Here is a 13,590-nt window from a genome sequence, read left to right as displayed (position 1 = left end):
GTATTCAACTCGTCATTGACGAACATAATCGCCGACTAACCGCAACTTGATATCACCTTCTGTTTTACCACCACCTTCGCCTCATGCAACATCCTTATATCGTCGGCATTACCGGCGGCAGCGCCTCGGGCAAAACCACCTTTCTGCGCCGGCTGCTGGCCTCGTTTCCCACGGAAGACATCTGCCTGATTTCGCAGGACAACTACTACCATCCGCGTGAAATTCAGCAGGTTGATGCCCAAGGTGTCACCAACTTCGACCTGCCTTCCAGCATCGACTCCGAGTCGTACGCGGCGGATGTGCTTCGTATCAGCCAGGGATTGGAAGTACGCCGGCCCGAGTACACGTTCAACAACCCCAACGTGGCACCCAAAGAGCTGGTGTTTCAACCGGCTCCGATTGTGGTAGTGGAAGGCATCTTCGTTTTCTACTTCGAGGAAGTGGCCAAGCTGCTCGACTTGAAGGTGTACATTGATGCCGAGGAGCACGTGAAGCTCCAGCGCCGCATTGTGCGCGACCGGGACGAGCGGGGCTACGGCCTGGAAGATGTACTCTACCGCTACACCAACCACGTGGCGCCAACCTACGAAAAGTATATCCGGCCTTTCAAGCAGGACGCCGACATTGTAATTCCCAACAACCGGCATTTCGACCGGGGCTTGGAAGTGCTGGTGTCGTTTTTGCAATCGAAAATAGTTCGGGAGTAGATACCCTATCTATATATAAAGCGGCCAGCAAGTGGAGTCATTACGTCTTCATTTGCTGGCCGCTTTGGTATTTGGAACCTTCAGAGCAGGCGGCAGCTTTCGTGTAGCTGAAATGAGGCGAACAGGAAATAAGTGAAGTCAGATGCACCAAATGCAGCCGCATTTTCCAGTCAACCAAAGCAGCTACCTGATAGAATTGCTTTTTGCAACACGATTAGGCTTTACTTGACTGTTGCATTTGGCTATATTTGTAGCCTTTAGCTTTCCAATGTTGCTGCTCATCACCAAATTTTTGCCTCGCTTGCGTTTTGCGCTGCTCACAGCCACCGTGCTGTTTGTGCTGTCGCTCAACCACCAGGCGGTTGCCACCTTCCGGGTGCCAGCGGGCAAAACCACGCGCATTGGCCAACCGGCCAAGGTAACCGTGGTGAAGCAGAAAGTGACGCTGGAAGCCATTGGCGCGCTGGATTTGCATACGGCCCCAGCCACCGATGCTTGGCTGCCTTGGCCCGCTACTTATAGTTGGCTACCCACTTTGCGCCGGGCGCTAGCTGCCCCGCGCCCCCTTGCTGGCATTCGTCCGGCCGCAGTGTTCCGCACCCGGCTGTTGATAGCGGCGCTTTCGCCGCAGGCTCCCTAGCGCCACTCCGCCTGAGTGGCCTGCCGTGGTTGAATCCGTGGTGGCTCCCGTTCATCTTGCCCTAGTAGTTGGTCTTCCGGCCTTTGGCGGAGCGTTGTAGTGGCAAGACCATCCTACATTCCCAGCCTCACATACAAACTTTTTCAATGCGTAATAAAGGACTCATCATTGGGCTGACGATTATCGTATCGGCCCTGTGTATCTACTTTCTGACCTTCACGTTCATTTCGCGGCGGGTGCAGAACGATGCCGTGGTATACGCCACCAAAAACGGTAAAGTCGATCAGCAACAGCGCCAGCACTACCTCGATTCGGTGTGGCGCGCTCCGGTAGCCAGCCTGCTTGGGGTTGATTACACCTACCGCGACGTACGCTCGTCGGAGCTGGGCCTCGGCCTCGACCTCAAAGGCGGCATGCACGTAACGCTGGAAGTATCGCCGGTGGAAATTGTGCGCGCCATGAGCGGCAACTCCAAAGACCCAAAGTTCAACCGCGCCATCGAGCAGGCCCAGGTCGCTCAGAAAGCCAACCCTTCAACGCCCTTTACGGCGCTGTTTGCGCAGGCTTACCGCACTGTAGCTCCCGGTGAAAACCTGGCCCGCATCTTCGCTAACACCACCAACAAGAGCCGCGGCATCGACATCAACTCGACCAACGACAAGGTGATTGGCGCCATCGACAAGGAAGTGGAAGAAGCTATTGACCGGTCGTTCAACATCCTGCGGACTCGTATCGACAAGTTTGGCACCAGCCAGCCGAGCATTCAGCGCGTAAAAGGCACCGGCCGCATCCAGGTGGAACTGCCCGGTGTTGACAACCCCGACCGTGTGCGGAAACTGCTGCAAGGCCAAGCTAAACTGGAGTTCTGGGAAGTATGGCGTCAAGACGAGTTTGGCCCTTACCTCCAGCAGCTCGACCAGGCCCTGATTGCCAAAGAGAAAACCGCCGCGGCTCCGGCTACGGCCGCTGCTGGCACCACTGCCGCTACCACCGACTCTACTGCTGCCGCTGGCGACTCTACCTCGTTGGCTAGCCAACTGGCCAACAAAAAGGCTGCTACCACTGCCAAAGCTGACTCTACTAAGCCGCAGCAAAACTCGGTGCTGGCTCGCCTGATTACCATGCCAATTCCTGGCCAGTTGGGCGTAAACCTGCGCGACACGGCCCGGATGAACGCCATCCTGCGCTCCGATGAAGCCCGCGCTATTCTGCCGCCCAACCTGACCATGCTATGGAGCGTAAAGCCCGAAGTAATTGAAGGCCAGGAGTATTTGAAGCTGAACGCCATCCGCAAAGCTCGTGGTGCTGAAGCCCCGCTCGGTGGTGAGGTAGTGGCCGACGCCCGCCAGGACTACGACCAAGGTGGCCGCCCCGAAGTGAGCATGGCCATGAACCCCTCGGGCGCCAAGAAATGGCAAAAAATGACCGGCGCCAACATCGGCCGTCAGGTAGGCATCGTGCTCGACGACTACGTGTATTCTGACCCGGTAGTACAGTCGGAAATTGCCGGCGGCAACACCAGCATTTCTGGTAACTTTTCGATTGAAGAAGCCCAGGACCTTTCCAACGTATTGAAAGCAGGTAAGCTGCCCGCTCCTACTCGCATTGTAGAAGAAGCCGTAGTAGGTCCGTCGCTTGGCCAGGAGGCTATCAACCAAGGCTTGTATTCGTCGCTGGCTGGTTTGCTGATTATTATGGCGTTTATGGCGCTGTACTACGGTCGTGCTGGTTTGGTAGCCGACGCTGCGTTGCTGTTCAACAGCTTCCTGATTCTGGGGGTACTGGCGCAGTTCTCGTTTGCTCTCACGCTGCCCGGTATTGCTGGTTTGATTCTGGTATTCGCCTCGTCGGTGGATGCTAACGTGTTGATTTTCGAGCGGATTCGGGAAGAACTGGACCACGGCCTGACCTTGCACGACGCCATTGCCAAAGGCTACTCGCGTGCTTTCTCGGCCATCTTCGACTCCAACGTTATGACGTTGATTATCGCCGTGATTCTGTTCATCTTCGGAACGGGTCCGGTGCAGAACTTCGCCGTCACGCTGCTGATTGGTATTTTCACCTCGTTCCTGTCGGCCGTATATATCTCGCGCCTGATCATTGAGTGGTTGGTAAAAGGCAAGACCACCAGCAAGATTACGTTCTCGACCTTCCTGTCGCGGAAGCTGTTCACCAACATGAACTTCGACATTGTGGGCAAGCGTAAGATTGCCTACGCCTTCTCTACTATCTTCATTGTGGTTGGCTTTGTGCTGATGGCCGTGCAGGGTGGCCCGAACCTAGGGGTTGACTTCCGCGGTGGCCGTGCTTACGTGGTTGATTTCAACAAGCCTGAAGTGGCGTCGGAAGTACGGGAAGCCGTAACCGAAGCCTTCCAGGGCGCCGGTACCGAAGTGAAAACGTTCGGTGCGCCCACTCGCCTGCGCATCACCACGGGCTACCTTTCCGATGATGAAACGGTAGCAGCCGACAAAAAAGTGGAAGCGACGCTGATGGCCGGCCTCAAGAAATATGGCGCCGATAACCCGCAAATCAAGAGCACCTCGAAAGTAGGCGCTACCATTGCCGACGACATCAAGCGTACGTCGGTACTGAGTTTGGGTTTGACGCTGCTAGGCATCTTCGTCTACGTACTGTTCCGCTTCGAGAAGTGGCAGTATTCGATGGCGGCGGTAGTGGCGCTGTTCCACGATGCGCTGCTGGTTATTGCCTGCTACCCAATTGCGCGCCTGTTCGGCCTGAACTACGAGATGGACCAGATTTTCGTGGCGGCCGTGCTGACCATCATCGGTTTCTCGATGAACGATACCGTGGTTATCTACGACCGTATTCGGGAATACCTGCGGGAGAACCCCAAGCTGACTTTCGCGCAGGTGGTGAACCCCGCTTTGAACAGCACGTTCTCGCGCACCATGATTACGTTCACCACGCTGTTTTTGGTGGTGTTGGTACTCTACATCTTTGGGGGTGAAACGCTGCGTTCCTTCTCGTTTGCCATGCTGGTAGGTATCATCTTCGGTACGTATTCGTCGCTGTTCATTGCTACGCCAATTATCCTCGACACCTACGGCCGCAAAGAGGCCCGGGAGCGGGGCACCGATATGTCCACCAAAATCACCGACGACACCGACGCACCTAAGCTGTCGACGGCTTCGGTATAATACTAGCTTACTGGTTTCCAAGGAAGAGCCCGGCCAATTGGTCGGGCTCTTTTTTTGCGTGCAAGGGAAGCGCGTCTCTATCCTGTTAGCTCCACTTTATTTTTCATATATTTTATCAAAAGCAGGCAACCATTTTCTGCTGGTCTGCGAGTGGCCTATTGAATCTTCTCCCCTGCTGCCGTGGCTAGCCCCGAACTGGATTCTGCGCTACTTACCAATATCCTGGCTGGCTGCCAACGGCTGGAGCAGGCTTCGCAACGACGGCTGTACATGCTCTACTACAGCTACGGGCTGAGCGTGTGCCTGCGTTACCTCCACGACCGGGATGTGGCGCTGGAAGTGGTAAACGACGGTTTCATGAAGATTTTTCAGGATGTAGCCCGCTTCGATACTGGTTTGCATGCTGACTTGGCCGGTTCCCTGCGCGGCTGGATTCGGAAGGTGATGGTACACACGGCCATCGACCGGTTTCGGGCCAACTCTCGGCACACGTTTCAAACCGACCTGGATTCAGTGCCCAACTCTCACGCCGATAGTAGCCATTCGCCCCTTGATGCGTTGTCGTTCGAGGAATTGCTGCACTTGATTGGGCAGCTCACGCCAGCCTACCGGGCTGTGTTCAACATGTACGTCGTCGACGGCTACACCCACGAGGAAATTGCCACGCAGTTGGGGATTTCAGTGGGGGCGTCCAAGTCGAATTTATTTAAGGCGCGCGAGCACCTTAAAACGTTGCTTAAAAAAAATAAACACCATGCCTACGCCAGATATGTCGGATGAAGAGCTGGACGAGCTAGTCCGGCGCAGCGCCGAGGCGTACCCCGAGGAAATTCCTCTGGGCAATTGGCTACGCATGGAAGATAAGCTGCGCAAAGCAGCCACCGAGCGGCTGGTGCGGCAGCGGATATGGCGGTTTTTTGGGCTGGAAGTGGCCATTGTAGCGTTGTTGGTGCTGTTGTGGCAGGGTTATCGAGCCGTAAATCCAACTACGGAAGTTGCTCCACGCATTACTAATAGTGCTTTAGCCGACGCCACCTCACAAGCCAACTCGGCGCCAGCAACTTTCAACCAACCTCAGCCCAGGGCCGCAGCACCGGGCAAGGCCCCTTTGGCTACAGCCAGTTCGGCACCTGGTGTTGCCGCATCAACTTCAGTTGCAGCACTTACAAGACCAGCTCAACCGACAGGTTCTACTACCACGTTGCCGTTGGTTGCGGAGCCGAAGGCAGCGTTTCCGGGCCACAGGGCAGCTATTCTGGCCCTAAAACGCCGGCCGATTATCACCGCTGCCACTAAGCGGCGCTATGCACCCGTAGGTAACCGAGCTGAACTACAACCCACCGGGCTAACAGTCGAAAACCCTACCAGCGCATCAGTTTTGGCTGCTACACCACTTACGCAGGCACCACCACCGACAACGGAATGGGCGCTGCTAGAATCTCAGCCGCTAGACCTAGCACAGCATTTCAAGCGGCCATTGGTTCTGCCGCTTCTTCGTCAGGACTCCTTGACATTGGTAACGTCGGCGCCAACAACAACTGATTCTATTGTTAATCAGCAAGACACACCCGCAGTTCCCTTCTATAGAGTGGTGGTGGGGGTAATAGGCGCTCCTGCCTGGAGTGCGGTTCGCACACTCAATACGGCTCAGCTTGGCGGCAACTTAGGGCTAACCCTGGAGTACCGGCTGACTCCCCGGCTCCGCGTACGGTCTGGTTTAGTCCGGAGCGTGAAGCGCTATGCCGCCGCCAGCTCCGATTACACCCCCCAGCCTGCTTGGAACTGGCGCCCTGGTACTTACGAAGTGTACGCCAACTGCCGTATCACCGAAATTCCGCTGGATTTACGCTACGATGTAGTACGCCAGCCAACTTACACCGTGTTTGCCAGCACAGGCTTCACTTCCCTGCTCATGCGCCACGAGCGGTACGCCTATGATTATCAAGTAAATGGGCAAAACCGGACAGCGGCGGCCCAGGTCGTGAATGGGTCCAACTATGCGTTTGGCCTATTTACGGCATCTGCGGGTTTGGAGCGGCCATTCGGCAGCCGCTGGTCGGGGCAGGTTGAGCCCTTCTTACAGCTCCCGCTGGGCAGCGTGGGCGCCGGTAAAGTCCGGCTAAGTAGTGCCGGGGTTTCTTTCTCTATCAAATACGGCCTGTTGCGGTAGCCGCACTTCCTACTGGCTTCTCCTACAACTTTCCCCGGTTCTGCTCTCTAACTCAGCAGCACCAGGTAGCTGCTTGCTTGCTCAATACCAGCAAAACGTCGGTTGTATTGCGCATCACGGCGCTTACCCTTACTCTCCTGCGGGTCTCTATCTAAACCAGGTTTCCTATGAACATCAAACTTCTACCATTACTAGGCTTCGGCTTGCTGCTGCTGGCTTGCGCCTCCGAAAACGGCGAGGACCAAGCCAGCCCTACGCCTACCCCCGCCTGCAACACCGCCAACGTCACGTATGCCCTCACGGTGGCGCCCTTGCTTCAGAAAAGCTGCACCTCCTGCCACAACAGCAATTTCGCCAGCGGCGGCGTGAACCTGAGCACCTACGCTACCGTCCGGACAGTGGCTTTAAATGGCCGTTTGGTGGGTTCCATCAACCACGAGGCCGGTTTTCGGGCCATGCCCCAGGGCGGCAGCAAACTACCGGAGTGCGACATCAGCCAGGTGCGCAAATGGGTGACAGATGGGGCTCTCAACAACTAATGCTACTGCTTCAGGTATGAAAATCAAGGTTTTTGCAGTGGCGGTCCTGTTGAGCTGCCTGCCGGGCTTGCCCTCGTGGGCACAAAGCAAGTTTCTGACCCGTACTGGCAGCATTACGTTCTTTTCAGCTACGCCAATTGAAGACATTCAGGCGGTGAACCAACAGGTGGGCGCGGCCGTGGATGTGGCGTCGGGGCAGGTGGCGTTTACGGTACCCATGAAGTCGTTTAAGTTTCCTAAGTCGTTGATGCAGGAGCACTTCAACGAGAATTACGTGGAGTCGGAGAAGTACCCGAAGGCAACGTTCAGCGGCAAGCTGGTGAACTGGACCGCCGCCAGCCTCACCCCTGCTGGCTCGCAAGCCGTGCAAGTGGAAGGCGACCTAACCATTCATGGCGTGACCAAGCGGGTGAGAGTGCCTGGTACGCTGGAAAAGCAAGGCAACCGCCTGGTGGTCAAGTCGAAGTTTGCCGTAGCACCCGCCGATTACAACATCGAGATTCCCCTGCTGGTGCGCAACCAGATTGCCAAGTCCGTTGATGTCACCGTGAACCTGGCCTGCGAGCCAACTCCATAATCCTCAGCGCTTAATACGTGGCGCCTGATGGATGCTTTGCTGTTTAAACTACGCCACCGAAGCTTCGAGCATTACCAGAGCGGTTTCCGGGTCGGGGTGCTGGCGGGGCTGGCCCCCGCCAGCACCCCGACGCCGGCGCCGTTTCACCGATTTCGTTCGACGACGGGCGGGGGCCAGCCCCGCCCCTACCGCCAAAACCGCTTTAGGTAGTACCAAGCCCTAATTCCTCTTTCGTATGCCTTCACTTCTATCTTTTCGACGCGCGGCGGGTTTCTTAGCAACCGCCTGCACGCTAGCGGCCTCGCATGTGCAGGCGCAGGATTTGCTGAATCAGCTGGAAACCCAAACCACCGACAGCCTGCGCCGCGAGTACGTAACGGCCACGTTCAAAGGCACGCGCGTCATCAATGGGCACTCCATCGAGACGCCGGGCAAGGGCAGCATGCTGTTCCTTATTTCGCACCGCTTCGGCACGCTCAACAGTGGCGCCTACGAGTTTTTCGGCCTCGACCAAGCCACCATCCGGCTGGGGCTGGAATATGGCCTCAACGACCAGCTGGCGGTAGGCATCGGGCGCAGCTCCTTGGAAAAAACCTATGATGGCTTCGTGAAATACAAAGCATTGCGCCAGAGCAGCGGCCCGCGCCCCATGCCCGTTTCCGTGACGCTACTGGCTACCACGGCCGTGAGTACGCTTAAGTTTCAGCCCGAGCCGGAGCGCTCCACTACCTCGCGCTTCACCTACTCCTACCAGGCGCTGCTGGCCCGCAAGTTCAGCTCTAACCTGTCGGTGCAGCTTATGCCTACACTCATCCACCGCAACTATGTAGACTTGCGGCGCGACGAAAACAACGTGTACGCCATTGGGGCCGCCGGCCGGCAGAAACTCACCAAACGCCTCGCCCTCACGGCCGAATATTACTACCTGCTACCCGGCAATACCGCCGACGATTACCGCAACTCTCTGGCCTTGGGCTTCGACATAGAAACTGGCGGACACGTGTTTCAGCTCCATTTCACCAACTCGCAGGGTATGATTGAGAAGTTTTTTGTGCCGCAAACCACCGGCAATTTTTTCGATGGCGACATCTATTTCGGCTTCAATATTTCCCGCGCTTTCCAGCTACGCAGTCAGGAGTAGCTGATGTTTCTGTAAGCCATGCTGCCGCGCCCAGGTTGCAGACGGGCCAGTCAGGCCGGCTTGCAGAAATAAGAAAAGCCCGCCGGTTCTACCAGCGGGCTTTTCGATTTCATTTCAAAGCCAAGGCTTGAGCAGCTCTAAGTTAGATGGTTACGCCTTCAGCAACTACTTCTTTCACTTCGGGCACCATGCGCTTGAGCAGGTTCTCAATGCCTGATTTCAGCGTAACAGTGGCCGATGGGCAGCCCGAGCACGAACCTTGCAGGTTTACCGTCACGATGCCGTCCTGGTAGCTTTTGAAGGTGATGTTGCCACCATCCTGCTCCACGGCGGGGCGCACGTAGTTATCGAGCAGGTCGATGATTTTCTGGCTGGTTTGCTGGTCGGCTTCCGACGAGTCGCCGGTGGCGGCGGCTTGCTGGGCGGCTTTCTGCTCGGCGGCGGGGTCAACCAGGAAGATAGGCCCCGCAGCCTCAATGTACGACTTGAGGAAGGTACGCAGCTCCGGAATGAGGTGCGCCCACTGCAAATCAGAGGTTTTGGTGATGGTTACGAAGTTCTGCGCAATGAACACGCGGCCTACATAATCGAAGTTGAATAGCTCCTGAGCCAGCGGCGAGTTTGCAGCGGCTTCTACATTCGGATAGTCCACGCTCACCCCGTCAGCCAGCAGCTGGGAGTTGAGCACAAACTTCATGGATTCGGGGTTGGGGCTGGCTTCGGCGTAGATTGAAACCGGCGCAGCGGGGGCAGTGAGTTGTTCAGCCATGTTTGAAAGACTTGGAGACAAGCGGGAGAAAGTCAGCCGGTTTCGGTTCCGGTCTGACATATAAAACCGCGCAAGGCGGGATTAGTTGCAAAGATAGGCAAGTCGTGGTGTTTGCCGGCACCCAATATCCGGCAGGTAGTTGTGCAAAAACGCATCAGCCAGCTACGCTCTACGCTACCCCGGAATTTGGTCGTCCTCCAAATCGGTGGCGGTTTGGCCGGGGGTGGGCGTATAGTGGCGGTGCAGCCAGCGGCTGAGGCCGCCGAGGCCGGGGAAGAGCACCCGTTCGGTGATGTTGGCCTGGTCGAGCTTGTCCCGGATTTCCCACTTCAAATGCGCCGGAATAATAATGCGGAAATACAGCTCCGGGTGCTGCTCCAGCCACTCATGCAGCGTTGCTTTGGCGGTGTTCATCAGCGAAAACAGCGCGTACTGATGTACAATGCGCGCATCAAGGGAAGGCGGCTCCAGAAATAACAGGAATTGCTCGTCGCGCAGTAATTCTAATTCACGTAGTGTATTACAAAGCGGCTCCAACAACTCCGGGGTAAATACATTAGAGCCTTCAGCCCGCAGCGCTTCGCGCAAGCTGGGCGGCAACGACTCAGCCGCTAATACATAGTTGATGGCCCAGATAACCCCATCTTCACCGTAGGCCTCTAGGTCGTCGGTGGCGAAATGCAGGGCCACGTAGGGTGAGTAGGTCCAGTCGAGGAGGCGGGTGGGCAGACCGTGGTGCTGCGCCAGCGCCAGCCAGTTCCAGACCGAAGCACCTGGCTGGCTGAAGTCGCGCCCGTACTTGCGAAAATTGCGCAGCAAGTGGTTTTCCAATTGGCCGTACTCACCACCTAAGCGTTGCAAACTAGTGGTTAGTAGCCAGTTGGACGAGCGTAACCCCCGGTATACAAACGGTGAGCGGAAACGCCCGATACGCCCGTCCCAGGTGTCGCGGAACAGTGCCTGTTGCAAATCGGCCCAGGAAGTTACGTGGAGGTCGTTGGCGGAAAGGGGCACAATAGAGTAGCTGAACAAGTGAGTAACTGCGTGGCAAGATACACAGGTTGCCGGGCGGCAGGCGGCGCAGCTCCGTTATGTTTTGGGTGGCCGCCCGACTGCCGGTCCGCATTCGGGTTATTAGGTGGTACCACAAACAACTACGAGCCGTTCCCTGAGAGGAAACGGCTCGTAGTGAAGCACTGGCAATAGCGAAAAATGGGGTTGTTGCGCTATTTGCTTTCTTCCGGAAAGTCCGCTGAGTCGCCTAATCCCGCTACGGCTTCTAACTCTTGTACCAAGGCCGTAAACTTGTCACGGGCCCCTTTCACAGCGGCTTTACCGAGTGGCAAATGCAGCGGCGGATTCTCCTCGCGCACCACGTCGAACATGATTTTGGCGGCACGCTGCGGGTCGCCGGGTTGCTTGCCGCTGTAGCTCTGGATGCCTTTCAGGTTTTCGCCTACCGTGGCCCGGTAATCGTCAATTTTGGTATCCACATACGACGCCGAGTTGCCGGCCCATTCGGTACGGAAGCCACTGGGCTCAATGTTGGTCACCTTGATGCCAAGCGGCTTCACTTGTTGAGCCAGACTTTCGCCAATGGCTTCCAGCGCAAACTTGCTGGCGTTGTACACGCCCACGCCCGGGAAAGTTTTCAGGCCGCCAATGCTGGTAATGTTGAGCACGTGGCCGCTTTTCCGCTCGCGCAGATGCGGCAGTACGGCCCGCAACACGTGCAGCGGCCCGAACACATTCACGTTGAACTGGCGGTGCACTTCCTCCGCATCAATTTCCTCGATGCTGCCCAAGGAGCCGTACCCCGCATTGTTCACTACCACATCTAGGTAACCCAGCGCGCCAATGGCATCGGCAATAGCCTGCTTTACCTGCTGCTCGTCGGTTACTTCGCAGATGAGGCCGCGCCCATTGGCACCAGCTTTCTTGGTGAATTCGTCGGCTTGTTCCTGCTTGCGGAAGGTAGCGGCTACTTTGTCGCCTTTGCTGAGGCAGTATTCGGCCAGCTCTTTGCCGAAACCGGTGCTGGCGCCGGTGATAAACCAGTTTTTGTTATTGGTTGCCATGAAATTGAATCTGAAAGAAAAACGCCATGCTACTTAGCACAGCGGCTCTTTCAACTCGGAAATGGCAGTTGAGGTTTTCCAGATGCAGCAGCAAAACCTACTGGCTGGCATATTGGCGCCCCGAATAAATCCTTGCTGAGTTGCGCACGAATTGTTTCAGCTGGGCTCCTTGGCGGCTTGCCGCAAGCCAACTTCGCACTAAAACAACCTACTGATAATCTGCATCCCAATTTTTCACAGTAACTTTACCCGGCAATAAGCGGAACCTAACCTCCTTGTTGCCATGGCCGATTACGCCACCCCCCATTCTAAAATTGCCTTCGAGGCGCTGACTTACGACGACGTCCTGCTGCTTCCCGCTTACTCGGAAGTGCTGCCCCGCGACACCGACCCGAGCGCCCAACTCACCCGCAACATCCGTCTGAAACTGCCTTTTGTGTCGGCCGCAATGGATACCGTCACCGAATCGGAAATGGCTATTGCGCTGGCGCAGGAAGGCGGCATCGGCATCATTCACAAAAACATGAGCATCAAGGCGCAAGCCGAGCTGGTGCGCCGCGTGAAACGCTCGGAAAGCGGGATGATTCTCGACCCGTTTGTATTGCAAGAAGCCGCCACCCTCGGCGACGCCAAAAAGCTGATGCGCGACAACAACATTGGGGGTATTCCCATCGTGGATGAGCAGCGCCGCCTCAAAGGCATTCTCACCAACCGTGACCTGCGCTTCGAGAAGGACATGAGCCGCCACGTGACCGAGGTGATGACCCACGGCCCCCTCGTAACGGCTAAGGCCGGTACCGAGCTAGGAGATGCCGAGGACATTCTGCAAGAATCGAAAGTGGAGAAGCTGCCGGTAGTAGATACCGAAGGCCGGCTGGTAGGCCTGATTACATACAAAGACATCCGGAAGCGCCGGCGCACCCCCAACGCCTGTAAAGACGAGTTCGGGCGCTTGCGGGTAGGTGCCGCGGTGGGCGTTACGCCTGACTTGCTCGACCGGGTAGCAGCACTAGTGGAAGCTGGTGTAGATGTGGTGAGCGTGGATACCGCCCACGGCCACAGCAAAGGCGTACTCGACGCCGTGCGTAACCTCAAGCAGCAATACCCCAACCTGGAAGTAATAGCCGGCAACGTAGCCACCGCCGAAGGCGCCCGCGCTCTGGCCGATGCCGGTGCCGATGCCGTGAAAGTGGGCGTCGGGCCGGGCTCCATCTGTACCACTCGCATCATTGCTGGTATTGGAGTACCGCAGCTTTCGGCTGTGCTGGAAGCCGCCCGCGGTTTGGAAGGCACCGGTGTACCTCTCATTGCCGACGGTGGTATCAAGTTCTCGGGCGACGTAGTGAAGGCGCTGGCTGCTGGTGCTAGTACCATCATGATTGGCTCGTTGCTGGCAGGTACCGAGGAAGCGCCCGGCGAAGTCACGCTGTTTGAGGGCCGCAAGTTCAAGAGCTACCGCGGTATGGGCTCGGTAGAAGCCATGGAAGACGGCTCGAAGGACCGGTATTTCCAGGATGCCGAAGACGACATCAAGAAGCTGGTACCCGAAGGCATTGTGGGCCGAGTAGCCTACAAAGGCCAAGCGGCTGAAGTGCTATTTCAGTTGGCCGGGGGCTTACGGGCGGGCATGGGCTACTGCGGGGCGGCTACCGTGGAGGACCTGCAACAAGCCCGTTTCGTGCGCATCACCGGCGCCGGCCTGCGTGAGTCGCACCCCCACGACGTACAAATCACGCAAGAGGCCCCCAACTACAGCACCAAGTAAAAGCGCCTGATACCATATATAAAAAAGGGTTGGCTCAGCAGTG

13 protein-coding genes are annotated in these 13,590 nt (G+C 56.8%); 10 read left to right on the top strand and 3 right to left on the bottom strand.

The genetic code is table 11. The annotated features are described in order from the left end of the window. The first annotated feature begins 83 nt into the window (after nt 1-83). From J0X19_RS04925 to J0X19_RS04885, 9 genes are all read left to right on the top strand, one after another. Nucleotides 84-707 carry a uridine kinase family protein gene (locus J0X19_RS04925; protein ID WP_206981906.1) on the top strand — a complete coding sequence of 208 codons (624 nt, stop codon included), beginning with the start codon at nt 84-86 and terminating at the stop codon, nt 705-707. Nucleotides 708-975: 268 nt separating this feature from the next. Further along, nucleotides 976-1,347, top strand: a complete 372-nt coding sequence (locus J0X19_RS04920; RefSeq protein WP_206981904.1) for a hypothetical protein — start codon at nt 976-978, stop codon at nt 1,345-1,347. A 146-nt stretch (nt 1,348-1,493) separates the two neighbouring features. Next, on the top strand, nt 1,494-4,508 hold the full coding sequence (gene secDF, locus J0X19_RS04915) for a protein translocase subunit SecDF (protein WP_206981902.1): 3,015 nt from the start codon (nt 1,494-1,496) through the stop codon (nt 4,506-4,508). 180 nt (nt 4,509-4,688) lie between these two features. Then, nucleotides 4,689-5,288: an RNA polymerase sigma factor gene (locus tag J0X19_RS04910; RefSeq protein ID WP_206981892.1), complete on the top strand. Its 600-nt coding sequence runs from the start codon at nt 4,689-4,691 to the stop codon at nt 5,286-5,288. Then, nucleotides 5,263-6,678 (top strand): hypothetical protein, encoded by a 1,416-nt coding sequence (locus J0X19_RS04905; RefSeq protein WP_206981890.1) that lies wholly within the window; start codon nt 5,263-5,265, stop codon nt 6,676-6,678. Before J0X19_RS04910 ends, J0X19_RS04905 begins: the two co-directional genes overlap by 26 nt. A 167-nt stretch (nt 6,679-6,845) precedes the next feature. After that, on the top strand, nt 6,846-7,217 hold the full coding sequence (locus tag J0X19_RS04900; protein WP_206981888.1) for a cytochrome c: 372 nt from the start codon (nt 6,846-6,848) through the stop codon (nt 7,215-7,217). Nucleotides 7,218-7,233: 16 nt separating this feature from the next. Next, entirely contained in the window at nt 7,234-7,794 is a 561-nt protein-coding gene (locus tag J0X19_RS04895; RefSeq protein ID WP_206981886.1) for a YceI family protein, read from the top strand. 36 nt (nt 7,795-7,830) lie between these two features. After that, nucleotides 7,831-8,004 (top strand): hypothetical protein, encoded by a 174-nt coding sequence (locus tag J0X19_RS04890; RefSeq protein WP_206981879.1) that lies wholly within the window; start codon nt 7,831-7,833, stop codon nt 8,002-8,004. Nucleotides 8,005-8,029: 25 nt separating this feature from the next. Next, nucleotides 8,030-8,935, top strand: coding sequence for a DUF5777 family beta-barrel protein (locus J0X19_RS04885; protein WP_219167715.1), 906 nt, complete (start codon nt 8,030-8,032; stop codon nt 8,933-8,935). 142 nt (nt 8,936-9,077) lie between these two features. Here J0X19_RS04885 and J0X19_RS04880 read toward each other — a convergent pair whose 3' ends face one another. From J0X19_RS04880 to J0X19_RS04870, 3 genes are all read right to left on the bottom strand, one after another. After that, nucleotides 9,078-9,704, bottom strand: coding sequence for a NifU family protein (locus J0X19_RS04880; protein WP_206981877.1), 627 nt, complete (start codon nt 9,702-9,704; stop codon nt 9,078-9,080). 174 nt (nt 9,705-9,878) lie between these two features. Beyond that, complete coding sequence (locus tag J0X19_RS04875; protein ID WP_206981875.1) at nt 9,879-10,718, bottom strand: FRG domain-containing protein; 840 nt, start codon at nt 10,716-10,718, stop codon at nt 9,879-9,881. A 212-nt stretch (nt 10,719-10,930) separates the two neighbouring features. Then, nucleotides 10,931-11,782, bottom strand: a complete 852-nt coding sequence (locus tag J0X19_RS04870; protein WP_206981873.1) for an oxidoreductase — start codon at nt 11,780-11,782, stop codon at nt 10,931-10,933. Nucleotides 11,783-12,065: 283 nt separating this feature from the next. Between J0X19_RS04870 and guaB the strand changes: the two genes are divergently transcribed. Further along, nucleotides 12,066-13,547, top strand: coding sequence for an IMP dehydrogenase (gene guaB, locus J0X19_RS04865; RefSeq protein WP_206981861.1), 1,482 nt, complete (start codon nt 12,066-12,068; stop codon nt 13,545-13,547). The last annotated feature ends 43 nt before the right edge of the window (nt 13,548-13,590 follow it).

The organism is Hymenobacter telluris (assembly GCF_017313265.1).
GTDB classification, from domain to species: Bacteria; Bacteroidota; Bacteroidia; order Cytophagales; family Hymenobacteraceae; genus Hymenobacter; species Hymenobacter telluris.
The sequence above is the reverse complement of the archived record's forward strand: the minus strand, read 5'-3'. Positions and strand labels throughout refer to the sequence as shown.